This window comes from Achromobacter denitrificans NBRC 15125, assembly GCF_001571365.1.
Classification (GTDB): domain Bacteria; phylum Pseudomonadota; class Gammaproteobacteria; order Burkholderiales; family Burkholderiaceae_B; genus Achromobacter; species Achromobacter denitrificans.
Map to the genome: position 1 here is coordinate 23,367 of NZ_BCTQ01000026.1, position 23,719 is coordinate 47,085.

A 23,719-nucleotide genomic window follows, 5' to 3' on the forward strand; every position below is an offset into this window, starting at 1 on the left:
GTGTTCTCCGTGTGGGATAAGGCGAATGCGCGCGGGGCCGGGTTGGGCCTACGCATGGGGCGGATGGTAGCGTCCGCGCCCCAGGCGGCGCATCCGGGAATTCCCTTGAAATATAGGGACACTGGGTGAAATGAAACGCTGTTTTCCCGCGAAAAGAGGGACGTCTTTTCCGCCGCGGGCCGCCTCGCGCGAGGCGGCGGCGGAAGAAATTTCGCGCCCCCTCCCCCTGTCGGCTTAGGCCACCTTAGTGTCCCCGAGTTACTATTGCGGCTTCATCTGACAGCCGCCATGATCGAATTCCAGCACGTATTCAAATCATATGGTCGCGGCCGCAATATCCTGGCCGACATCAACTTCCGCGTGAGCGCGGGAGAGTTCGTTTTCGTGTCGGGGCCGTCCGGCGCCGGCAAGTCCACCCTGCTCAAGCTGATCGGCGGGCTGGAACCCGCCAGCCGGGGCTCCATCCAGGTCAACGGCCAGCGGCTGGACAAGCTGCCCGCGCGCGCCCGGCCCTACCTGCGGCGCGCCGTGGGCGTCATCCTCCAGGACACGCACCTGCTGTTCGACCGCAGCGCGTTCGAAAACGTGATGCTGCCGCTGGCGGTCACCGGCCACGCCTGGAACTCTGCCGCCGCCCGCGCCCGCGCCGCGCTGGACAAGGTGGGCCTGTCGGGCAAGGAAGACCTGAATCCCATCGAGCTGTCGGGCGGCGAGCAGCAGCGCCTGGCGATCGCGCGGGCCATCGTGAACCGGCCGGCGATCCTGATCGCGGACGAGCCCACCGCCAACCTCGACCACGACAACGCGCAGCGCATCATGAACGTTTTCCGCGATTTCAACCGCGTCGGCGTCACCACGCTGATCGCCTCGCACGACCAGGAGCTCATGGCGGGCTACGCGACCCGCACCCTGCGCATCGACCCGGGCAAGTTCGCCGACTCCCACGGCGGCGCCCAGCCGCCTGAAACCGGCGCCGCCCGCGGGGCGTCCGGCCACGGTCCGGCGGGAGAACCGGCATGAACGCCTGGCTGCGGCAACACCGCTATGCGTTGATGGTCACCCTGCGCCGGCTGGTCAAGCAGCCGTTCTCGTCGCTGGCCAATCTGCTGGTCATGGCGCTGGCCCTGGCCCTGCCGCTGCTGGGCAGCGCCATCCTGGTCTCGGTGCAGCCCGTGGCGCGCGAAATGTCCGTCACCCCGGAAGTCACCGTGTTCATGCGCGTGGACGCGCCCGCGGGCGCCGCCGCCGACGTGGCCAAGCGCATCCAGGGCGAGTACGCGCAGGATATCCGCGCGGTGCGCGTGGTCGGGCGCGAGGATGCGCTGGCCGACCTGCGCGCCAACCCGGCCTGGCAGCAGGCGCTGGCCGTGCTGCCGGGCAACCCGCTGCCGGACGCGGTGGTGGTCACGCTGGCCGACGGCGAAGACCTCGCCGGGCGGGCCGACAAGCTCGCGGCCGCCTGGAAGCAATGGAACCACGTGGATCTCGTGCAGCTCGACAGCGCCTGGGTCCAGCGGCTGGAAGCCATCCTGCGCTTCGCCCGCATCGGCCTGGGCTTCCTGGCCGCCTGCGTCGCGGTGGTGGTGCTGGCAACGGTCTTCAACACGGTGCGCATGCAGGCGCTCTCGCAGCGCGAGGAAATCGGCGTGGCCCGGCTCGTCGGCGCCACCGAATCCTTCGTGCGCCGCCCCTTCCTGTACCTGGGCGCGCTGTCGGGCGCCGTGGCGGCGTTGCTGTCCATCGGCGTCGCCGCGATCGCGCTGTCGCCGCTGAACGACGCCCTGGTCGGTCTGGCCCGCAGTTACGGGGCCGAATTCGCCCTGCACCTGCCCGGCCCGGCGGTGCTGATCGGCGCCGTGGTGGCCGCGGCCGCCTTGGGGGCTCTGTCCGCCCGGTGGTCGGTCACCCGCAGCACGCGCTTCTGACGGCGCCAAAGGTTCCGTATAGCGCCCCTTCCTCCCCGTGATCCGGGGAACGGTTCCCGCCAGCCTGTGTAGGATGCCTGGATGCATCCTCGCCGGCGCGCGCCCCCATGGGTCTGCCGGGCCGTCGCGGGCAAACCGGGGACACACCATCAGCCCCGCCGGCGGGCTCGGTTACACAGGAATTCCCCCGCCGGACGCTTGGATATGCAAGAATAAAGCGACATTTTCTTACATTTATTGAAATAAACGCCGTCCTACCGATCTGCCCTTCGTGACCCACTTGCCGTTCTTGCCTCCTATCCCGTCCCATGGCCGCCCGTCTTGAAGCCCGCGCGACGCGCCACTATTTCGATAGCGCGTTCCAGTGTCAGGCGGTGAAAGTACTGCCCAACGAGTACTACGTCACCAACGAAGACCTGATGATCTCGACCGTCCTCGGGTCGTGCGTCGCCGCCTGTATCCATGACCCGGTGACCGGCGTGGGGGGAATGAACCATTTCATGTTGCCCGAAGGCGACATGCAGTCGCCCGCCTCGGCCACCATGCGCTACGGCGCCTTCGCCATGGAAGTGCTGATCAACGAACTGCTGAAGGCCGGCGCCGCGCGCGACCGCCTCGAAGCCAAGGTGTTCGGCGGCGGCGCGGTGCTCTCCGCCATGCAGCAGATGAACATCGGCGAACGCAACGGCCAGTTCGTGCTCTCGTACCTGAAGACGGAAGGCATTCCCGTCAAGGCGCAGGACCTGGGCGACGTGCACGCGCGCCGCATCAACTATTTCCCGCGCGACGGCCGCGTCATGGTCCGCAAGATGGCGCCGCACCACCAGCGCGCCGAAGAGCTCATCGCCCGGCGCGAACAGGCCGCCGCCCAGAGCGTGCAGGCCAAGACGGAAAGCCCGCCGCGCGTGGAGCGGTTCTCCCGGCCGGGCGTGGAGCGCTTCGACCGCCCCGCCCGCCCCGGCGTGGAACGTTTCGACACCGGCCTCACCCGCCGCCGCAGGACCGAAACCGCGGGCGGTTGAACCGCCCGGCCGTGCCCCTACAATCACGGCATGTCGACCGTCCGCCTCTTCTACGCCCTGTGGCCGTCGCCCGCGCTGGCGGGATCGCTCGCGGCCTGGGCGGAACAGGCCCGGCCCCATTGCGGCGGACGCGCCATGCGCACGGAAACCCTGCACCTCACCCTGGCCTTCCTCGGCCCGGTCGACGCGGCCCTCGCCGATGCGCTGGCCGCGGCCACGCCCGAAAAGCGGCTGGCGCCCGGCGAGATCGCACTGGACCGCTACGGCGTGTTCGGCCGCCAGCGCATCCTCTGGGCCGGCCCGGGCGAGACGCCCGCCGGCCTGCAGGCAGCGCACGACGGGCTGTGGCAATGGCTGGGCGGGTTCGGCCTGGGCGCGCCGCCCCATCCCTTCCGCCCGCACGTCACGCTGCTGCGCAACATCGAACGGCCCGAGCCGCCCGCCGACGCCCCCCCGCCGCTCCTGTGGGCCTATGACCGCATGGTGCTGGTGGCGTCCGAGTCCCTGACGGGCGGCAGCCGCTACCGGATCGTGGCGCAGTCCCGGCCGCAACCCGGCTGAGCGCCCCTCTGGCACAATCGGACGGTCGCAACCACCGCCGGATCGCCATGATCATCCTGCTGGACCAAGACGGCGTGCTCGCCGATTTCGAACACGCCTTCATCGACGCCTGGCGCGCGCGCCATCCAGACATTCCTCCCGTCGCGTTCGAGGACCGCAAGTCCTTCCATATCCGCCAGGACTACGCCCCCGAACTGCGCGGCATGGCCGAGGCCATCTACACCGCGCCCGGCTTCATCCGCGACCTGCCTCCCGTGCCCGGCGCCCTGGAAGCGGTCAAGGAATTGCTGGCGCTGGGCATGGACGTGCGCATCTGCAGCTCGCCGCTGTCCCAGTTCGAAAACTGCGTGGCGGAAAAGTACCTGTGGGTGGAAAAACACCTGGGGCGCGACGCCACCGCCCGGCTGATCCTGACCAAGGACAAGACGCTGGTGCATGGCAACCTGCTGATCGACGACAAGCCCGCGATCGAAGGCGCGGTGAAGCCGCGCTGGAAGCACATCCTGTTCGACGCGCCCTACAACCGCGAGGTCGCGGACCGCCCCCGCATCACCTGGAAGAACTGGCGCAACGTGCTGGCCGGAGAGCTGTATACGGCAGACGAGTGAGTCCTGTTCAGCAGCCGCGGTTTGAGGCTATTCTGTGTTGCCGTACCCCCCGGAGGAGTCCGCGTCATGAACCTGTACCGCCTGCTCAAGCAGCGAGAAGCCGATCACAAGCCTTTGCGTGTCGCACTGCTGGGCGCCGGCAAGTTCGGCGCGATGTTCATGAGCCAGGCCCCGCGCACGCCGGGGATGAGGCTGGTGGCCGTGGCCGATCTGGTGCCCGACCGCGCCCGGGCCGCGCTCACCCGCGTCGGCTGGCCCGCCAGCGCGCTCAACGCCACCGGCACGGGCGACGCCCTGAAGAACGGCAAGGTCTATTTCAGCGACGACACCCACGCCATCATCGCCAGCCCCGACGTGGACATCGTCATCGACGCGACCGGGCAGGCGGCCGCCGGCATCAGCCACGTGCTGGCCTGCTGCGAACACGGCAAGCACATCATCATGGTCAACGTCGAAGCCGACGCGCTGGCCGGCCCGCTGCTGGCGCGCCGCGCGCGCGAGGCGGGCATCGTCTACTCGCTGGCCTACGGCGACCAGCCCGCCCTGATCTGCGAAATGGTGGACTGGGCGCGCGCCAGCGGCTTCGAAGTGATGGCCGCCGGCAAGGGCACCAAGTACCTGCCGGAATTCCACACTTCCACGCCCGACACCGTGTGGCCGTACTACGGCTTCACCGCCGAAATGGTCGCGGCGGGCGACTTCAACGCGCAGATGTTCAACAGCTTCCTGGACGGCACCAAGAGCGCCATCGAGATGGCCGCGGTGTCCAACGCCACGGGGCTGCTGCCCTCGCCCTCCGGCCTGCACTTCCCGCCCTGCGGCGTGGACGACCTGGCCCGCGTGCTGCGCCCGCGCGAAAGCGGCGGCATCCTGCACCACCGCGGGCAGGTGGAAGTGATTTCCTCGCTGGAACGCGACGGCCGGCCGGTGTTCCGCGACCTGCGCTGGGGCGTCTACGTCACCCTGGCGGCGGACAGCGATTACGTGCGCCGCTGTTTCAAGGAATACGGGCTGGTCACGGATCCCAGCGGCAACTTCACCGCCATGTACAAGCCCTACCACCTGATCGGGCTTGAGCTGGGCATCAGCGTGGCCAGCGTGGGCCTGCGGCGCGAGCCCACCGGCGCGCCCGCCGGCTGGCACGGCGACGTCGTCGCCACCGCCAAGCGCGACCTCCCCGCCGGCCAGATCCTGGACGGCGAAGGCGGCTATACGGTGTACGGGCGGCTGATGCCGGCCCGCGATTCGGTGGCGGACGGCTATCTGCCGCTGGGGCTGTCGCACCAAGTCAAGCTGAAGAACCCGGTGCGGCAATCGCAGGCCATCCGCTGGCGCGACGTCGAATTCGACGAAAGCGCCACGGCGGTGCAGTTCCGCCGCGAGATGGAACAGACCTTCGCCTGAGAACATCTGAGATTGGAGTTCTTGAGCCGCCGATGTCCGGACTGCGGAATGGCGCAGGGCAGCCTCGGCGGCTAAAGAACCCTGACATCCGCAAACTCGGAGCCCTGCTCCCCGCAGTAAAAACGCCCTAAACAGGCGCGGGACGCTCCGCCTGGAAGAGACGCAGGCGGTCGGCGGCGTTGCGCAGATGCTGCTCGGCCGCCCGGCCGGCCTCGTCCGGATCGCCGTTGTCGATGGCTGAAAAGATGGCCTGATGCTCGCTCTGCACCGCAGCCATCCGCTCGGCATACATGCGCGCGGTGTTGTTGCGCGCGCTGCGGATGACCCGGCGCACATTGGCCTCCAGGTAATCGTTCAACGCCACCAGGTGCGGGTTGTGCGTGGCCTGCACGATGGCCTGGTGGAACTGGTAGTCCTCTTCGTCGCCCAGCTTGTCGTTCAGCAGCGCGTATTCCATGCCCACCAGCGCCTGGCGCATCTTCTTCAGGTCCGCGTCGGTGCGGCGCTGGGCCGCGTAGCGGGCCGCCGTGACCTCGATGGACAGCATCAGCTCCAGGATGTGCTCCAGGTCCTGGTTGTCGCCCGGCGTGGGCGCGGCGATGCGAAATGCATTCTTCTGGAAATTCGGATCCACGAAGACGCCGCTGCCCTGCTGCGACGTGATCAGGCCTTCGGACTTCAGGCGCGCCAGCGCTTCGCGCACGACGGCGCGGCTGACCGAGTAGGTTTCGGTCAGCTGCTTTTCCGTGGGCAGGCGATCGCCGGGCGCGAGCACGCCTTGGCGTATCTGCTCCGCCAGCGCGTCGCCCAGCGCCGCCGAAAGCGAACTCTTGGGCGCGGCGCGCGGTGGATCCTGTTCTTGGGTGGGCTGCATGGGAATCGTTGGAACCTGCGGGCCACGCGTGCGCGCGCAGCCCAGTCTGTTTATCGGAATACCTCGTTCGCCGTGACGGCGGCAAGCGGCACGCGCCGCTACAGCATCGGACTTTACGCGATATAGATGCCGCCGTTGACCTGCATGACTTCGCCGGTGACGAAGCTGGCCAGCGGCGAGCACAGGAACGCGATCGAGCCCGCGATTTCCTCGGCCGTTCCGAAGCGACGCAACGGCGTGCTTTCCAGCAGCTGCCCGCCCTTCTGTCCGATCAGGTCGTGGGTCATGGAGGTGGCGATGATGCCGGGCGCCACGGCGTTCACGCGGATCTGCGGCGCCAGTTCCAGGGCCAGGCTGCGCGTGAAGCTCTGCACCGCGCCCTTGGACGCGGAATACGCGGCGTGCGCATAGCTGCCGCGCTGCGCGGCCAGCGAGGTCAGCAGCACGATGGAACCGTCATGGCGCAGGTGGCGCTGGGCCGCGCGGCAGACGTAGAAGGTGCCATCCAGGTTCACCCGCATCAGCGTGCGCCAGGCTTCGTCGCTGGTGTCCTTGACCAGGTTTTCCGGATAGATGCCGGCGCAGTGCACCAGGTGGTCCAACCCGCCGAAGTGCTTGGCGGCAGCCTCGAACACGCGCTCGCAATCCGCCGAGGCCGACACGTCCAGGGCCCGGGTATAGACGCGCTGGCCGCTGGGATCCAGTTCGGCCGCGACCTCTTCCAGGCGCGCGTTGTCGATGTCGGTGAGCACCAGCCGGGCGCCGTGCGCCGCCATCAGCCGCGCCGTGGCCAGACCGATGCCGTTGCCCGCGCCGGTGATGACGGCAACCTTTCCTTCAAACGAAATCATTCTGTCTCCTGTAGCGTTTTTTCCAGCGGGCCGGCGTGCCTCCCGGCGGCCGCGGCAATTCCGATTGAACTCCTGAATCGGCCGCTTGACACGGGAAAAACGCTTGCCCTATGATTTATCGGACAACTTAATAAAGTTGCCTGACAACTTATTCCGAAAGCGTAAATCAACTGCCGCTTTCAGGCAAGCAGGTCAGCAAAACACGGCGTCAGGCCGCAGCACCGGCAGGGGACAAATCAGGTGGAAATCACCGGCAGCACTACCGTTTTCGCGATCGCGGCGGACCCGATCGCGCACGTCAAGACGCCCCAGCGGCTCAATGCGCTGCTGCGCGAGCGCGGCGCCGACGCCGTCATGGTTCCCTTCCACGTGCAGGCCGACGGCCTGCCCGGCCTGTTCGCCGGCATCCGCGGGCTGGCCAACCTGGGCGGCATCGTGGTGACGGTGCCCCACAAGGAAAACGCGGCCGCCCTGTGCGATGCCCTGACGCCCTCCGCCCGCCTGAGCGGCGCGGTCAATGCCGTTCGCCTGCGCGACGGCGTGCTGACCGGCGGCAATTTCGACGGCCTGGGCTTCGTGGCCGGGCTGCGCGGCCAGGGCCACGACCCCGCCGGCCGCCACGTCTACCTGGCCGGCCTGGGCGGCGCGGGCAAGGCCATCGCCTGCGCCATCGCGGACGCCGGCCCCGCCAGCCTGCGTCTGTACAACCGCAGCGCCGACAAGGCCGCGTCCTTCGCCGAACATCTCGCCCGCCACTATCCCGGGCTGGCCGTCAGCGTCGCCAGCGCGGCGCCCGCCCCTTGCGATATCGCCATCAACGCCACCTCGCTGGGCCTGAACGACACCGATCCCCTGCCCTTCCAGCTGGACGCCCTGGCGCCCGGCACCGTCGTCGCCGACGCCGTGATGAGCCGCGTCGACACGCCGCTGCTGCGCGCCGCGGCCGAGCGAGGCTGCCGCGCGCATCCGGGCCTGTACATGCTGGAAGGACAGATCGCAGAAATTGCCCGATTCCTGGGCATACAAGAGCCGCGATAAGCGCGCTTGATTGATCCACGGACTCACCCACTCCCGTCCCACGGAGGAGACACACATGAAGTTGGCTTTCACTTCCGGCCTGCTGTGCCTGGCCGGCATCGCGGCATCCGCCCAAGCCGCGCCCGTCAAGATCGGCCTGATCGAAACGCTGTCGGGCCCGCAGGCCTCGACCGGCCTGATGTTCCGCGCCGCGGTCAAGTATGAACTGGACCGCATCAACGCCGCAGGCGGCTGGAACGGCCAGCCGCTGGAACTGGTCGAGTTCGACAACCAGGGCGGCCCCGTCGGCGCGTCCGACCGCTTCCGCGCCGCCGCCGCCGAAGGCGTCCAGATCCTGGTGCAGGGTTCCTCCTCGGCGATTTCCGGACAGTTGACCGAAGACGTGCGCAAACACAACCTGCGCAATCCGGGCAAGGAAGTCGTGTTCCTGAACGTGGGCGGCGAAGCCCTGGAACTGACCGGCCAGAAGTGCCACTTCTACCACTTCCGCTTCACCACCAACGCCGACCTGCGCGTGAAGGCCCTGGCCTCGGTCATGTCGGCCGACGGCACGCTGGGCAAGCGCGTCTACGCCATCAACCAGAACTACTCCTGGGGCCAGGACATGGAAGGCGCCACCGAGCGCTTCGCCAAGCAGTACGGCTATGAAGTGGTGGGCAAGACCCTGCACGAAGTCAACAAAATCCAGGACTTCGCGCCTTACGTGGCGCGCATCCGCTCGTCCAACCCGGACACCGTGATCACCGGCAACTGGTCCAACGACCTGCTGCTCCTGATGAAGGCCACGCAGGCCGCCGGCCTCAAGGTCCGCTTCGCCACCGTGTTCCTGGACCAGGTGGGCAACCTGGCCAACGCCGGCGACGTCGCGCTGGGCCACTACATCGCCCACCCGTACAACATCGAGGCGGCGGGCGAGGAAGGCGCGAAGTTCGCCGAGGACTACAAGGCCAAGACCGGCCACTACCCCAGCTACACCGAGCCGCAGACCGTGATCGGCATCACCTTCCTGGGCGAGGCGCTCAAGCAGGTCAAGCCGCAGGACGGCAAGCTGTCCGTGCCGGAACTGGCCCGCGCGCTGGAAAAGGTCACCTACACCTCGCCGCTGGGCACCTACACCATGCGCGCCGAAGACCACCAGGTGCAGCTGCCCATGGTGGTGTCCAAGGTCAGCAAGAACGCCAAGTACAAGGCCGACGGCACCGACATGGGCTTCGAGCCGGTGAAGGTGCTGGCCGCGGCCGACGTGTCCGCGCCGGCCCAGGCGACCTGCAAGATGCAGCGTCCCAACTGACGGTCCGCGCGTCCGGCGCCCTGGCTTCCGGGGCTCTACGCCGCGCCCCGCGCCAGCGGGCGCCGGACGCGCGACCCGTCGCTGCCTCTCGCAAACAAAACAAGCGCACCCCCGGCGCGGGCCGGAAAAACCCGGTGCGCGGTCGCTCGCAAGACGTCCGGCGTCTTAGCGCAAGAATACTGGAGCGGACATGGAATACTTTACCGTCTCGCTGTTGAACGGCGTGATTTACGGCCTGCTGCTATTCATGGTGTCGGCAGGCCTGACACTGATTTTCGGGATGATGGGTGTGCTGAACTTCGCGCACGCATCGTTCTACATGATAGGCGCGTACGCCGCCTATACCCTGACGCCGGTCACCGGCTTCTGGATGGCGCTGGTGCTCGCCACGATCATCGCGGGCGTGCTGGGCATGGGCGTGGAGCGCTTTTTCCTGCGCCGCGTCCACAAGTTCGGCCACGCGCAGGAACTGCTGGTGACTTTCGGCCTGGCCTTCATCGTGGCCGAGCTCATCAAGCTCTTCTACGGCGATTTCCCGGTCGACTACCGCGTGCCGCAGTTCCTGAACTTCGCCGCCTTCCGAGTATTCGACGCCGACTACCCCTTCTACCGCCTGCTGATGGGCGGCGTGTCGTTGGCGATGTTCGCCGTGATCTACCTGCTGCTGTCGCGCACCCGCGTCGGCATCGTGGTGCGCTCGGCCATCTACCGCCCGCGCATGGCGGAAGCGCTGGGCCATAACGTGCCGCTGGTGTTCATGAGCGTGTTCGGCGTGGGCGCGGCGATGGCCGGCCTGGCCGGCGCGGTCGCCGGCGCGTTCTACACCACCAACCCGAACATGGCGCTGGAACTCGGCGTGCTGGTATTCGTGGTGGTCGTGGTGGGCGGCCTGGGCTCGCTCGAAGGCGCGATGATCGCGTCGCTGCTGATCGGCCTGATCAGTTCCTTTTCCGTCGGCATCGACGCCAGCCTGGCCACCCTCTTCGGCCTGTTCGGCGCCGGCGAGTGGGCCGAGAGCGTGGGCGGCCTGATGACCGTCAAGATTTCCAGCCTGGCGGCTACCCTGCCCTTCCTGCTGATGCTGGTGGTGCTGCTGGTCAAGCCCTCGGGCCTCAAGGGAGAACAGGCATGAGCCAGACCCGTCGCGCTTCCGGGGCGCTCCTGCTGATTCTCTGCGTGGCCGCGCTGTGCGCGCTGCCCTGGCTGCTGCCTCCGGGCCAGCTGGTGGCCGCGGTGCAGATGCTGATCGCCGCATTGTTCGCCTGCGCCTTCAACCTGCTGGCCGGCCAGGGCGGCATGCTGTCCTTCGGCCATGCCGCCTATTTCGGCGTGGGCACCTTCGCCACCATCCACGCCATGAACGCGCTGGGCGGCGCGGGCCTGCTGCCCACGCCCCTGATGCCGCTGGCCGGCGGCGTGGCCGGGCTGCTGTTCGGCCTGGTCGCGGGCTGGTTCGCCACCATGCGGGCCGGCGTGTACTTCTCGATGATCACGCTGGCGCTGGCCGAGCTGCTGCACGCGCTCGCCCCGCACCTGAAAAGCGTGTTCGGCGGCGAGGCGGGCCTGTCCGCCATGCGCATGCCGGCCTGGGGCTTTACCTTCGGCTCCGACATCGAGGTCTACTTCCTGGTGCTGGCCTGGGTTCTAGTATCGCTGGCCGCGCTCTACGGCCTGACCCGCACGCCGCTGGGCAGGCTGACGCTGGGCCTGCGCGAGAACGCCCACCGCCTGCGCTACCTGGGCTACCGCCCGCACACGCTCAAGACCATGGTGTTCGCGCTGTCGGCCATGTTCGCGGGCATCGCGGGCGGCCTGCAGGCCCTGAACATCGAGGCCGGCAACTACGTGCTGTTCGAGGTCAAGCTGTCCACCGACGCGGTGCTGTTCGCCTACATCGGCGGCGTGAACGCCTTCCTCGGCCCCGTGCTGGGCGCCTCCATCCTCACCTTCCTGTCGCAGACGCTCGCCGACATCACGCGGTCCTGGCTGCTGTACCAGGGCATCCTGTTCGTGCTGGTGATGCTGTTCGTGCCGGACGGGCTGGTCGGCCTGGTGCAACGCGCCGCCAAGTCGCTGCGCGAACGCGGCCTGGCCAGCTGGCTGCCGCGCGCCGCCGTGTCGGTCGCGGCCGGCCTGCTGCTGACCTGCGCCACCGTTTTCTCGGTGGAAATGCTGCAACGCATGTTCGCCCGCGATTACCGCGCGCTGCTGGAGATGAACCCCGATGCGGGCTGGCCGCCCATCCCGCTGTTCGGCCAGGACTGGGCGCCGCTGGCGCCGTCCACCTGGCTGATTCCGCTGGCGCTGTTCGGCCTGGGCCTCGCGGCCTGCCGATGGGCGCTGGTCCTGTGGCGCGACGACGCCGAAGCCGCACCCGCGCTGGAGGCCGCGAAATGAGCCACGAAATCCTGACCCTCACCGACGTGCGCAAGTCGTTCGGCGACGCGCAGATCATCCGCGGCGTGAACCTCAAGGTGGAAGCCGGCGAACGCCATGCCGTCATCGGCCCCAACGGCGCCGGCAAGTCCACGCTGTTCCACCTGATGTCGGGTTCGTTCGCGCCCACCTCGGGCGACATCAGCCTGAATTCGCGCCCGATCGGCGGCCTCCCGCCGGAACGCATCAATCGCCTGGGCCTGGCGCGCTCGTTCCAGATCACCAACGTCTTCCCGCGCCTGTCGGTGCGCGAAAACCTGCGCCTGGCGGTGCTGCGCATGCACGGCCTGGTCTACAACTTCTGGCGCCCGATCGCCCGCAATCGCGCGGTGAACGAGGACGTCGACCGCCTGCTGGAAAAAGTGCGTCTGACGGAAAAGCGCGACACCGCGGCCGGCGACCTCAATTATTCGGAGCAGCGTTCGCTCGAAATCGGCATGACGCTGGCCTCGCGCCCCCGGGTCATCCTGCTGGACGAGCCCATGGCGGGCATGTCGCAGCACGAAGTGGACTACACGGTCGAACTGATCAAGGACGTCACGCGCGACTGCACGCTGCTGATCGTGGAACACGATATGCAGGTGGTGTTCTCGCTGGCCGACCGCATCAGCGTGCTGGTGTACGGCGAAATCCTCGCCACCGGCACGCCCGCCGACATCCGCGGCGACGCCCGCGTGCGCGAAGCCTACCTGGGAGAGGAAACGGTATGAGCACCCCGATGAATACGTCCGCCCCTCTCTTGAGCCTGCGCGGCGTGCATGCCCACTACGGCAAGAGCCACATCCTGCACGGCATCGACCTTTCCATCGGCCGCGGCGAAGTCGTGAGCCTGCTGGGCCGCAACGGCGCGGGCCGCTCCACCACCATGAAGAGCATCATGGGGCTGGTGGACGTGACCGGCGGCCACATCGCCATCGAAGGCCGCGACATCACCAACAAGCGCCCCTTCGAGGTCGCCCGCGCCGGGCTGGGGTTCGTGCCTGAAGAACGCGAAGTGTTCGCCAACCTCACCGTGGACGAGAACCTGCGCATGGGCGAGCAGCCCAAGCGCGACGACGCGCCCTTCTGGTCGGTGGACCAGATGTTCGACTACTTCCCGCGCCTGAAGGAACGCCGCGGCACCAAGGCGGGCAACCTGTCGGGCGGCGAACAGCAGATGCTGACCATGTGCCGCTCGCTGCTGGGCAACCCCAAGATCATGCTGATCGACGAGCCCACCGAGGGCCTGGCCCCCAAGATCGTGGAAGTGATCGCCGACGTGATCCGCGACATCCACAAGCGCGGCGTGTCCGTGCTGCTGGTGGAACAGAAGCTGACCATCGCGCTCAAGGTTTCCACCCGCGTGAGCGTGATGGGCCACGGCCGCATCGTTTTCGAAGGACCGCCCGCGCAGCTGCATGAGCGCCAGGACGTCGTCCAGGAATGGCTGGCGGTCTGACCGCCGGCGCCCCTCTCCCTACAGGCACCCCATCGTGGACAACACCAACCAACCCCTCCATCCCGAGCTGCGCGGCCTATCGGTCGTGATCACCGGCGGCGCCAAGGGCATCGGCCTGGCCACCGCGCAGGCGTTCGCGCGCCAGGGCGCGCGCGTCGCGCTGCTGGACATGGACGCCGCCGCGCTGAACGAAGCCGTCGCCGGGCTCGCCGCGCAGGGCGCCGAGGCCCTGGCCTGCCAGGCCTCGGTCACCGACGCCGACGCCGTCGAACGCGCCTTCGCGCAGGTGGAACAGGCCTATGGCCGCATCGACGTGCTGGTCAACAACGCCGGCGTGTCGGCCAACAAGCCCACGCTGGAAGTCAGCGTGGACGAATGGCGCCGCGCCGTGGACATCAACCTGACCGGCGTGTTCCTGTGCGCCCAGGCCGCCGGCCGCCGCATGGTGCCGGCCGGCTCCGGCGCCATCGTCAACCTGGCCTCCATGTACGGCGTGGTGGCCGCGCCCGACCGCGCCGCCTACTGCGCCACCAAGGGCGCGGTCGTGCTGCTGACCGAGACGCTCGCCGTGGAGTGGGGCCCCGCCGGCGTGCGCGTGAACGCGCTGGCGCCGGGCTACGTGGAAACGGACCTGGTGCGCGACCTGGCCGCCCGCGGCCGCCTCGATCCCGAGCGCCTCAAGCAGCGCACGCCGCTGCGGCGCCTGGCGCAGCCGGCCGAGATGGCCGACCTGGCGGTGTTCCTGGCCTCGCGCCAGGCCGCCTACATCACCGGACACACCCTGGTGGCCGACGGCGGCTGGAGCCGCTACAGCTACCTTTAACCGCAAGACGCCTACCCCTATTCTGGAGATTCATTCATGGCCACCTACCAACCGCTTGGTTCCCAGGCGCCCTGGCGGCAACTGACGGTCGAAGCCAAGGACTGGCAACAGGCGGATCCCGCCTTGCTGGGCACCATGCTGACCCAGCTGCACTGGATCCGCGCCTTCGAAGAAGCCGTGCTGGACCTGGCGGCGGAAGGCCTCGTGCACGGCCCCGCCCACTCGTCCGTGGGCCAGGAAGGCGGCGCGGTCGGCTCGGTGCTGGCGCTGGGCGCCGGCGACCAGATCAACGGCTCGCACCGCGGCCACCACCAGTTCCTGGCCAAGGCGCTGCAACACGTCGCGCCGCTGGGCCTGGACCCGCGCAATCCGCTCACGCCCGCCATCGACGAAGTGCTGCAGAAGACGCTGGCCGAGATCATGGGCCTGGCCCAGGGCTATTGCCGCGGCCGCGGGGGCAGCATGCACCTGCGCTGGCTGGAAGCGGGCGCGCTGGGCACCAACGCCATCGTCGGCGGCGGCGTTCCGCTGGCCGCGGGCGCCGGCTGGGCCCACAAGCACGCGGGCACCGACCGCGTGGCGGTCACGTACTTCGGCGACGGCGCGGTGAACATCGGTTCCGTGCTCGAAACCATGAACCTGACCGCGGCCTGGAAGACGCCGCTGTGCTTCTTCATCGAAAACAACCGCTACGCCGTGTCCACCACGGTGGAAGAGTCCACCGCCGAGCCGCGGCTGTCGGCGCGCGGCCAGGCCTTCAACATCCCCGCCTGGCAGGTCGACGGCATGGACCCGCTGGCGGTCTACCTCGCCATGTCGGAGGCCGTTGCCCACATGCGCGCCGGCCACGGCCCCACCATCATCGAAGTGGACGTGTACCGCTTCTTCCACCAGAACGGCCCCTTCCCCGGCAGCGCTTTCGGCTACCGCAGCAAGGACGAGGAAGCGCAATGGCGCCGGCGCGACCCGCTGGACCGGATCGCCGTCGAGATGATCGGTCGCGGCCTGATCTCGCAAGCCGAGATCGACGCGCTGCGCCAGCGTTGCAAGGAAGTGATGAAAGAGGTGTCCGGCCGCCTGACCGAAGCCGCCGACGGCGGCAAGCGCCGCGTGCGCGCCGACCTGTGGCCCAGCCCCGACTTCCGCGACGTGGGCCTGCGCAGCGACGGCTCGGAGCTGGCCGGCCTGCGCTACCAGGAAGCCGCCGACTATGCCGGCCAGTCCGTTGAACGCAAGTTCGTTGACGCAGTGGCCGACGTGCTGGATCGCCGCATGGAAACCGACGGCGGCGTGGTCGTGCTGGGCGAGGACGTGCACCGCCTGAAGGGCGGCACCAACGGCGCCACCCGCGGCCTGAAGGACAAGTACCCCGACCGCGTGCTGGGCACCCCCATCTCCGAGAACGCCTTCGCCGGCCTGGGCGGCGGCCTGGCCATGGACGGCCGCTACAAGCCCATCGTGGAATTCATGTACCCCGACTTCATGTGGGTCGCGGCCGACCAGATCTTCAACCAGATCGGCAAGGCCCGCCACATGTTCGGCGGCGACATCGACGTGCCCTTCGTGCTGCGCACCAAGGTCGCGATGGGCACGGGCTACGGCTCTCAGCACTCGATGGATCCGGCCGGCATCTTCGCCACGGCCCCGGGCTGGCGCATCGTCGCGCCGTCCACCCCGTACGAGTACGTCGGGCTGATGAACACCGCGCTGGCCTCCAAGGATCCGGTGCTGGTGATCGAGCACGTGGACCTGTACGCCTCGTCCGGCGAAGTTCCGACGGACGACCTGGACTATGCCATTCCGTTCGGCAAGGCCCGCGTGCGCCGCGAGGGCAGCAAGGTCACCATCCTGACCTACCTGTCCATGGTCACCCGCGCGCTCAAGGCCGCCGAGGAAGCGGGCGTGGACGCCGAGATCATCGACCTGCGCACCCTGGACCGCGCCAGCCTGGACTGGGACACCATCGGCGCCAGCATCCAGAAAACCAACAACGTGCTGATCGTGGAACAGGGCGCCCGCGGCACCTCCTACGGCGCGATGCTGGCCGACGAGATCCAGCGCCGCTGGTTCGACTGGCTGGACCAGCCCGTCAAGCGCGTGACCGGCGGCGAAGCCTCGCCCAGCATCTCCAAGGTGCTGGAGCGCGCGGCCTTCGCCGACACCGAGGAAGTCGTGGCCGGCCTGGAAGACGTGCTGGCCGACCTGGGGGAAAAGGCATGAGCGCGCCCCTGCGTATGACCGTGCCGATGGAAGTCGGCATCTGCTGCGCCGACCTGGACGCGCTGCTGGCCTTCTATACCGGCGTCATCGGCCTGAAGCTCGTCAACCGCGTAAGCGTTCCGGCCGACAAGGCGCAGGCCACCGGCCTGACGCGGCACGGCTACGACGTGGCGCGGCTGCAGACGCCCTACGGCGAGCGCATCAAGCTGCTGCAGCCCAGCGTGGCCCCCGAAGCCGCCAAGCGCGGCGAAGCCATCCTGGACCGCCAGGGCGCGACCTACCTGACCTTCATCGTTCGCGACCTGCCCGGCGTGGTGCGCGACCTGGAAGCCAAGGGCGTGGCGTTCGACAGCAAGCCCGCCCCGATGGAAGTGCGGCCCGGCACCTGGCTGGCGTTCTTCCGCGACCCGGAGGGCAACGTGCTGGAACTGGTCGAGTACGACGACCCCGCCGCCTACCGGCCGGACCTGGCCGGCGCCGAACAATAGGACGAACAACGTGGCATACCTTATCAAGCTCCCTTCCGTCGCGGCCGACACCTCGGGCGGCACGCTGCACCAGTGGCTCAAGAAAGAAGGCGACGCGGTCGCCGTGGGCGAGGCGCTGGCGGAAATCGAAACCGAGAAGGCCATCGTCGAAATCAATGCCGAGCAGGCCGGCGTGCTGGGCCGCATCGTGGTGCGGGCCGGCGCCGCCTCGGTGCCGGTCAACACCGTGATCGGCGTGCTGCTGGCGCCGGGCGAGGACGCGTCGGCCATCGACCGCGCCCTGGCGGAAAGCGGCGCCGCCCCCTCTGCCCCGCCCGCTCCGGCGGCCGCGGGCGCGGCCCCTGCGCCCGCCGCGGCGCAAACGCCCGCGCCCGCTCCCGCCGCGAACACCCCCGTCCCAGGCGGCCGCCTGTTCGCCAGCCCGCTGGCCCGCCGCCTGGCCGCGCAATGGCACGTGGACCTGCTGGGCGTGACCGGCACCGGTCCGCACGGCCGCATCGTCCGCCGCGACCTGGAAGCCGCCCGCGACCGCGCCCCGGCCGCCGCGGCGCAGCCCCTGGCCGGCCGTCCGGCGGCCCGCCGCGTGCCGCATACCGGCATGCGCCGCGCCATCGCCCGCCGCCTGACGGAAAGCAAGCAGAACGTGCCTCACTTCTACCTCACGGTGGATTGCCGCATGGACGCGCTGCTCGCGCTGCGCGCCCAGGCCAACCAGGGCGGCGCGGTAAAGCTCTCGGTCAACGACTTCATCGTGCGCGCCGCCGCGCTGGCCTTGCGCGAAGTGCCCGAGGTCAACGCCAGCTGGCACGAAGACGCCGTCGAATACCATGCCGGCGCCGACATTTCGGTGGCCGTGGCCACCGATGGCGGCCTGGTCACGCCCATCCTGCGGGACGCCGACGTCAAGCCGCTGTCGGCCATTGCCGGCGAGATCTCCGAGCTGGCCGGACGCGCCAAGATCAATCGCCTCAAGCCCGAGGAATTCACCGGCGGCTCGCTGACGGTGAGTAACCTGGGCATGTACGGCATCAGCCAGTTCGCGGCCATCATCAACCCGCCGCAGGCCGCCATCCTGGCGGTGGGCGCGGCCGAGCGCCGCCCCGTCGTGGACGAGAACGGCGCGCTCGTCGCGGCTTCCGTCATGACCGTGACCCTGTCGGCCGACCACCGCGTGGTGGACGGCGCGGTGGGCGCGCGCTGGCTGGCCGCGTTCCGCACGCTGATCGAAAACCCCGTGCGCATCCTGCTGTGAGCCTCGCCATGACGAAGACTACGTTTGACCTCATCGTCGTGGGCGGCGGACCCGGCGGCTACGTCGCCGCCATCCGCGGCGCGCAGCTCGGGATGTCGGTGGCGCTGGTGGAGCGCGCCGAGCTGGGCGGCATCTGCCTGAACTGGGGCTGCATCCCGACCAAGGCCCTGCTGCACAGCGCCACGGTGCTGCGCGCCTGCCGCGAAGCCGCCCACTACGGCGTGACGGGCGCGGGCGAGGCGCGCCCCGACCTGGCCGCCATGGTGGCGCGCTCGCGCAAGGTGGCGGGCCGCCTGGGACAAGGCGTGGCCCACCTGATGAAGAAGAACGGCGTGACGGTGTTCGGCGCCAGCGCCAAGCTGGCGGGCGCCGGCAAGCTGGCGCTGGACAGCGGCGCCACGCTGTCCGCGCCGCACATCGTCCTGGCCACCGGCGCGCGCGCCCGCGAACTGCCGGCGTTGCCGGTGGGCGAGCGCATCTGGGCCTACCGCCAGGCCCTGGTTCCCGCCGACCTCCCGAAATCGCTGCTGGTCGTGGGCGCGGGCGCCATCGGCGCGGAGTTCGCCAGCTTCTACCGCGCCGTGGGCGCGGAAGTCACGCTGATCGACATGACCGCCGACATCCTGCCGCAAGAGGACGCCGAGATCTCGCAGCTGGCCCGCAAGGCCTTCGAGAAGCAAGGCATCCGCGTGCTGACGCAATGCGCGGTCAAGGCCTCGTCGGCGACCGCGACCGGCGTAAAGGTCGTGCTGGATCAGCAAGGCAAGCAAAGCGAACTGGAAGTCGAGCGCGTCATCGTCGCCGCCGGCATCGTCGGCAACGTGGAGAACCTCGGCCTGGAACGCACGCGCGTCAAGGTGGAGAAGACCCACATCGTCACCGACGGGCTGTGCCGCACGGACGAACCGGGCGTCTACGCCATCGGCGACGTGGCCGGCGCGCCCTGGCTCGCCCACAAGGCCAGCCACGAAGCCGTGCTGTGCGTGGAGGCGATCGCGGGCAAGCCGGCGCATCCCATCGACCCGCTGCGCATCCCCGCCTGCACCTATTCCTATCCGCAGGTGGCGAGCATCGGCATGACCGAGGCCCGCGCCCGCGAGCACGCCAAGCAGAACGGCGGCGAAATCCGAGTCGGCAAGTTCACCTTCGCGGGCAACGGCAAGGCGATCGCAATGGGCGAGGACCAGGGATTGGTGAAGACAGTGTTCGACGCGAAAACCGGCGAACTGCTGGGCGCGCACATCATCCACCCCGAAGCGTCCGAGCTGATCACCGGCTACGGCGTGGCGGCATCGCTGGAAGCCACGGAGGAAGACTTGATGCACACCGTGTTCGCGCATCCGACCCTGTCGGAAACGCTGCACGAATCGGTGCTGTCGGCCTTCGGCCGCGCGCTGCACGCGTAGGCGGCCCAAAGGCGCAAAGAACGGGCAGGGGGCCGCGCCCAGGCGCGCCCCCGGCTCGGGTCACATCCGCGCCGCGAAGAAATCCAGGAAACACGCGATGCGCCGCGACAGCTGGGTGTTGCGGTGGTAAACGGCGTGCATGGGCTGCAGGTAGTCCGTGTGCTCGGATTCCATCAGTTTCACCAGCCGGCCTGCCTTGATGTCCTCGCGCACCACGAAGTCGGACAGGCAGGCGATGCCCACCCCGCGCAACGCCAGTTGCCGCTGCGTCTCGCCGCTGGACGTCGCCAGCGTGGGCACCGCCAGATAACTCGACCCGCCCGCGTGCCGCACGGGCCAGACGTTCAGGCTTTCGGGCTGGGTAAATCCCAGCACCTCGTGTCCGTGCAGTTCGTCCACCGTCGCGGGCGCGCCGCGCCGGGCCACATAGTCCGGGCTGGCCATCACCCAGCGCGGCGACGACCGCAACGCGCGCGCATGCAGCGTGGAATCCGTCAGCGGCCCCATGCGCAGCGCAACGTCGGTGCGGTGCTCCATCAAATCCACGATGCGGTCGTTGCTGGTCAGTTCCAGTGAAATGCCGGGATACTGGCGCCGGAAGTCCCCCACGTGCGGCACCACGCAGTGCAGCATCACCGGCACCGAGGCGTCCACCCGCAACCGCCCCGCCGGCCGCTGATGCACCATGCGCATGCATTCTTCCGCCTCTTCCAGCGAGGCCACGATCTGGCGGGCCTTGGGCAGGAAATGCTTGCCCTCTTCGGTCAGCTCCATACGCCGCGTGGTCCGGTTCAGCAGCGTGACCCCCAGGTCCTCTTCCAGCCGCGACAGACCCCGGCTGACGCCCGACGCGGTATGCCCCAGCACTTCGGCCGCCGCGCTCAGCGATCCGGCGTCCACGACGCCCAGGAACAGCCGCAATGCATCAGAGTTCAAGGACATGGGGAGGGCTCCTTCGGGCGAGTCGGTCGATTGTGTTCTTCAGACGCCTGGCGCGGGTGTTGGAGGTGGGTGAGTCGGTGGGCGGTAGGGCTTGCCGACAGGCGACGTCCGATGGTCAATGTCGATTGTCGATTGGCTATCGCCACTTTAACCCCGCCGCCGGATGGATGGCGCGCGCGGCAGGCGTTCTCCCAACAAATAGTTCTGCGCCGCGCGGTGGCCCACCGCGCAAAAAAAACGGCGCCACGAAGGCGCCGTTCTTCAGAAGCCCTCAACGATCAACGCTTCTGCTTCAACTGCGACAGATCCCGGACTGCGCCGCGATCGGCCGACGTGGCCAGCGCCGCGTAGGCCTGCAAGGCCTGCGACACCACGCGCTCGCGGCCCACGGGTTCCCAGCCGTCGGCCCGCGCATCCATCGCCGCGCGGCGGCGCGCCAGTTCCTCGTCGGACACGGCCAGATGCATTTTGCGGTTCGGGATGTCGATCTCGATCACATCGCCCTCTTCCACCAGGCCGATCGTGCCGCCTTCCGCCGCTTCCGGCGACGCGTGGCCGATCACCAGGCCCGACGAGCCGCCCGAGAAGCGGCCGTCGGTGAACAGCGCGCAGCTCTTTCCCAGGCCCTTGGACTTCAGGTAGGACGTGGGATACAGCATTTCCTGCATGCCGGGACCGCCCTTCGGGCCTTCGTAGCGGATCACCACCACGTCGCCCGGAACGATCTGGTCGCCCAGGATGCCTTCCACGGCGGCGTCCTGGCTTTCGAAGACGCGCGCGCGGCCGGTGAAGACCCATTGCGACTCGTCCACGCCGGCCGTCTTCACGATGCAGCCCTTTTCAGCCAGGTTGCCGTACAGCACGGCCAGGCCGCCATCCTTGGAATAGGCGTTTTCCTTGCTGCGGATGCAGCCCGTCTTGCGGTCGGTGTCCAGCGTCAGGAAGGTGGCATCCTGGCTGAAGGCCACCGTGGTCGGGATGCCGCCGGGGGCCGCGCGGTAGAACTTCTGCGCCTCCTCGCCCGCATCGCCGGCCACGTCCCACTTGCGGATGGCGTCGCCCAGCGTGCCGCTGTGCACGTTGCCGCAGGACAGGTCCAGCAGGTCGGCGCGCGCCAGTTCACCCAGGATGCCCAGGATGCCGCCTGCGCGGTGCACGTCTTCGATGTGGTACTTGTCGGTGGCGGGCGCGGCCTTGCACAGGCACGGCACCTTGCGCGAAATGCGGTCGATGTCGGCCATGGTGAAGTCCACGCCGGCTTCCTGCGCCGCGGCCAGCAGGTGCAGCACGGTGTTGGTGGAGCCGCCCATGGCCACGTCCAGCGCCATGGCGTTCTGGAACGCGCTCTTGGTGGCGATGCTGCGCGGCAGGACCGACTCGTCGTCTTCCTGGTAGTAGCGGCGGCACAGGTCCACGACCAGGCGGCCGGCCTGCTCGAACAAACCCTTGCGCCAGGCGTGCGTGGCCACGATGGTGCCGTTGCCCGGCAGCGCCAGGCCGATGGCTTCGGTCAGGCAGTTCATCGAGTTGGCCGTGAACATGCCGGAACAGGAGCCGCAGGTGGGGCAGGCGCTGCGCTCGACCTCGGCCACGTCGGCATCCGACACGTTGGGGTCGGCGGCCTTGATCATGGCGTCGATCAGGTCGATCTTGGCGATCACCTTGCCGTCGGTGGGCGACTTCACCTTGCCGGCTTCCATCGGGCCGCCGGAAACGAAAACGACCGGGATGTTCAGGCGCATCGCGGCCATCAGCATCCCCGGGGTGATCTTGTCGCAGTTCGAGATGCAGACCATGGCGTCGGCGCAGTGCGCGTTGACCATGTACTCCACCGAATCGGCGATCAGCTCGCGCGAGGGCAGCGAATACAGCATGCCGCCGTGCCCCATGGCGATGCCGTCGTCCACGGCGATGGTGTTGAATTCCTTGGCGACGCCGCCCGCGGCTTCGATTTCGCGGGCGACCAGGGCGCCCAGGTCGCGCAGGTGCACGTGGCCCGGCACGAATTGCGTGAACGAGTTCACTACCGCGATGATCGGCTTGCCGAAATCGCCGTCCTTCATGCCGGTGGCGCGCCACAGGGCGCGGGCGCCGGCCATGTTGCGGCCGTGGGTCGAGGTGCGGGAACGGTAGTGCGGCATGATTTGTCTCAGGCTGGTTCTGTTAGCGTGGGCGGCGAAACGGTAAATAATACGCTGGATCCACGCCCCGCCGCTCGGCGGCCGCCGCCAGGCCCCTTCGCGGCCATCAGGCGGACGCCATGCCGCGGGCCGCAAACGCGCTGGGCGGCTCGCCCACCGCCTTGCGGAACATGGCCGCGAACGCGCTGGGGCTTTCATAGCCCAGGTCCAGCGCCACCTCCAGCACGCGCTCGCCGCGCGCCAGCCGCTCCATGGCCGCCAGCAGGCGCGCCTGCTGGCGCCAGCGTCCGAACGTCATGCCCGTATGCCGCAGGAACAGGCGATGCACGGTCTTGGGGTCCACGCCCAGCTCGCGCGCCCAATCCGCCGCGCCGTCCTGGCGTTCCGGGTGGCGCACGATGGCGCGGCAGATGCGCGCCAGACGCGGCTCGGCGGGCTGCGGCAGGTGCAAGGGCAGAACGGGTTCCTGACGCAATTCGTCCAGCAGCAGCATCATCAGGCGGCCATCGCGCGTGTCGGGCGCCCAGTCCAGCGGCACCTCGGCCGCCGCCACCATCAATTCCCGCAGCAATGGCGAGATGGACAGCACGCAGCACTCCGCGGGCAGGTGCGCGGCCGCTCCCGGTTCAACGAACACGGTGCGCATGCGCGGTTCGCCGCTCATGCGGATGCCGTGCGGCATCCAGGCCGGCACCCAGACGCCGCGCGTGGGCGGCACCACCCAGATCCCGGCGGGCGTATCCACCACCATGACGCCCGAGATCGCGTAGACCAGCTGGGCGCGCCGGTGCCGGTGCCGCCGGATGCGGTGGCCGTCTTCATAGTCCACGGCCAGCCCGGCCACGGGGCGTTTCGAGGATTCGTAGGGAAAAAGGTCCAGGTCCGCGGGCTTGCGGGGGCTGGACGCGGATGCGGCGGATGCGGGCTTGTCCATTTTGCGACGATTGTGGTCCGAATGGCGTTAGACGGTCTTTCCCAGTGTACCTATCATCCTCGCAT

Annotated in this window: 22 protein-coding genes; 17 read left to right on the plus strand and 5 right to left on the minus strand. The window is 68.9% G+C overall.

The window, feature by feature from the left end; genetic code table 11:
• The first annotated feature begins 288 nt into the window (after window positions 1-288).
• From ADE01S_RS20515 to ADE01S_RS20540, 6 genes are all read left to right on the plus strand, one after another.
• Window positions 289-1,020, plus strand: coding sequence for a cell division ATP-binding protein FtsE (locus ADE01S_RS20515; protein WP_062683599.1), 732 nt, complete (start codon window positions 289-291; stop codon window positions 1,018-1,020).
• Entirely contained in the window at window positions 1,017-1,925 is a 909-nt protein-coding gene (locus ADE01S_RS20520) for a cell division protein FtsX (RefSeq protein ID WP_062683600.1), read from the plus strand. Before ADE01S_RS20515 ends, ADE01S_RS20520 begins: the two co-directional genes overlap by 4 nt.
• Before the next feature lie 308 nt (window positions 1,926-2,233).
• Window positions 2,234-2,947: a chemoreceptor glutamine deamidase CheD gene (gene cheD, locus ADE01S_RS20525; protein WP_062683601.1), complete on the plus strand. Its 714-nt coding sequence runs from the start codon at window positions 2,234-2,236 to the stop codon at window positions 2,945-2,947.
• A gap of 30 nt (window positions 2,948-2,977) precedes the next feature.
• Window positions 2,978-3,508, plus strand: a complete 531-nt coding sequence (thpR, locus tag ADE01S_RS20530) for an RNA 2',3'-cyclic phosphodiesterase (RefSeq protein WP_062683602.1) — start codon at window positions 2,978-2,980, stop codon at window positions 3,506-3,508.
• Window positions 3,509-3,555: 47 nt separating this feature from the next.
• The gene (locus tag ADE01S_RS20535; protein ID WP_062683603.1) at window positions 3,556-4,116 is read left to right on the plus strand and encodes a 5'-3'-deoxyribonucleotidase; all 561 of its coding nucleotides are present in this window, start codon (window positions 3,556-3,558) and stop codon (window positions 4,114-4,116) included.
• A gap of 66 nt (window positions 4,117-4,182) precedes the next feature.
• Window positions 4,183-5,520, plus strand: coding sequence for an NAD(P)H-dependent oxidoreductase (locus tag ADE01S_RS20540; protein WP_062683604.1), 1,338 nt, complete (start codon window positions 4,183-4,185; stop codon window positions 5,518-5,520).
• Between the two features lie 127 nt (window positions 5,521-5,647).
• Here the strand turns inward: ADE01S_RS20540 and ADE01S_RS20545 are convergent, their stop codons facing one another.
• Together ADE01S_RS20545 and ADE01S_RS20550 are read right to left on the minus strand one after the other, a co-directional pair.
• Window positions 5,648-6,394: a FadR/GntR family transcriptional regulator gene (locus ADE01S_RS20545; protein WP_062683605.1), complete on the minus strand. Its 747-nt coding sequence runs from the start codon at window positions 6,392-6,394 to the stop codon at window positions 5,648-5,650.
• A 113-nt stretch (window positions 6,395-6,507) separates the two neighbouring features.
• Window positions 6,508-7,245: an SDR family NAD(P)-dependent oxidoreductase gene (locus ADE01S_RS20550; RefSeq protein ID WP_062683606.1), complete on the minus strand. Its 738-nt coding sequence runs from the start codon at window positions 7,243-7,245 to the stop codon at window positions 6,508-6,510.
• A 240-nt stretch (window positions 7,246-7,485) separates the two neighbouring features.
• On the opposite strand from ADE01S_RS20550, the gene ADE01S_RS20555 reads away from it, so the two are divergent.
• From ADE01S_RS20555 to lpdA, 11 genes are all read left to right on the plus strand, one after another.
• Window positions 7,486-8,283 (plus strand): shikimate dehydrogenase family protein, encoded by a 798-nt coding sequence (locus ADE01S_RS20555; protein ID WP_062683607.1) that lies wholly within the window; start codon window positions 7,486-7,488, stop codon window positions 8,281-8,283.
• Window positions 8,284-8,338: 55 nt separating this feature from the next.
• Complete coding sequence (locus ADE01S_RS20560) at window positions 8,339-9,574, plus strand: branched-chain amino acid ABC transporter substrate-binding protein (protein ID WP_062683608.1); 1,236 nt, start codon at window positions 8,339-8,341, stop codon at window positions 9,572-9,574.
• A 190-nt stretch (window positions 9,575-9,764) separates the two neighbouring features.
• A complete protein-coding gene (locus ADE01S_RS20565; protein ID WP_062683609.1) occupies window positions 9,765-10,706 on the plus strand; it encodes a branched-chain amino acid ABC transporter permease in 942 nt (313 codons plus the stop codon).
• The gene (locus tag ADE01S_RS20570; protein WP_062683610.1) at window positions 10,703-11,971 is read left to right on the plus strand and encodes a branched-chain amino acid ABC transporter permease; all 1,269 of its coding nucleotides are present in this window, start codon (window positions 10,703-10,705) and stop codon (window positions 11,969-11,971) included. The genes ADE01S_RS20565 and ADE01S_RS20570 overlap by 4 nt, the downstream gene beginning before the upstream one ends.
• A complete protein-coding gene (locus tag ADE01S_RS20575) occupies window positions 11,968-12,720 on the plus strand; it encodes an ABC transporter ATP-binding protein (protein ID WP_062683611.1) in 753 nt (250 codons plus the stop codon). The genes ADE01S_RS20570 and ADE01S_RS20575 overlap by 4 nt, the downstream gene beginning before the upstream one ends.
• A gap of 8 nt (window positions 12,721-12,728) precedes the next feature.
• The gene (locus ADE01S_RS20580; RefSeq protein WP_062683667.1) at window positions 12,729-13,448 is read left to right on the plus strand and encodes an ABC transporter ATP-binding protein; all 720 of its coding nucleotides are present in this window, start codon (window positions 12,729-12,731) and stop codon (window positions 13,446-13,448) included.
• Window positions 13,449-13,482: 34 nt separating this feature from the next.
• Window positions 13,483-14,271, plus strand: coding sequence for an SDR family NAD(P)-dependent oxidoreductase (locus tag ADE01S_RS20585; RefSeq protein WP_062683612.1), 789 nt, complete (start codon window positions 13,483-13,485; stop codon window positions 14,269-14,271).
• 36 nt (window positions 14,272-14,307) lie between these two features.
• Entirely contained in the window at window positions 14,308-16,491 is a 2,184-nt protein-coding gene (locus ADE01S_RS20590) for an alpha-ketoacid dehydrogenase subunit alpha/beta (protein ID WP_062683613.1), read from the plus strand.
• Complete coding sequence (locus tag ADE01S_RS20595; RefSeq protein ID WP_062683614.1) at window positions 16,488-16,979, plus strand: VOC family protein; 492 nt, start codon at window positions 16,488-16,490, stop codon at window positions 16,977-16,979. Before ADE01S_RS20590 ends, ADE01S_RS20595 begins: the two co-directional genes overlap by 4 nt.
• Window positions 16,980-16,989: 10 nt before the next feature.
• A complete protein-coding gene (locus ADE01S_RS20600) occupies window positions 16,990-18,231 on the plus strand; it encodes a pyruvate dehydrogenase complex dihydrolipoamide acetyltransferase (protein WP_062683615.1) in 1,242 nt (413 codons plus the stop codon).
• 8 nt (window positions 18,232-18,239) lie between these two features.
• Window positions 18,240-19,637: a dihydrolipoyl dehydrogenase gene (lpdA, locus tag ADE01S_RS20605; RefSeq protein WP_062683616.1), complete on the plus strand. Its 1,398-nt coding sequence runs from the start codon at window positions 18,240-18,242 to the stop codon at window positions 19,635-19,637.
• A gap of 60 nt (window positions 19,638-19,697) precedes the next feature.
• Here lpdA and ADE01S_RS20610 read toward each other — a convergent pair whose 3' ends face one another.
• The 3 genes from ADE01S_RS20610 to ADE01S_RS20620 all read right to left on the minus strand — a co-directional run bounded on the left by ADE01S_RS20610 (window position 19,698) and on the right by ADE01S_RS20620 (window position 23,654).
• A complete protein-coding gene (locus ADE01S_RS20610; RefSeq protein WP_062683617.1) occupies window positions 19,698-20,579 on the minus strand; it encodes a LysR family transcriptional regulator in 882 nt (293 codons plus the stop codon).
• Between the two features lie 278 nt (window positions 20,580-20,857).
• Window positions 20,858-22,720, minus strand: coding sequence for a dihydroxy-acid dehydratase (gene ilvD / locus ADE01S_RS20615; protein WP_062683618.1), 1,863 nt, complete (start codon window positions 22,718-22,720; stop codon window positions 20,858-20,860).
• 106 nt (window positions 22,721-22,826) lie between these two features.
• Window positions 22,827-23,654, minus strand: a complete 828-nt coding sequence (locus ADE01S_RS20620) for an AraC family transcriptional regulator (protein WP_062683619.1) — start codon at window positions 23,652-23,654, stop codon at window positions 22,827-22,829.
• Window positions 23,655-23,719: the final 65 nt, after the last annotated feature.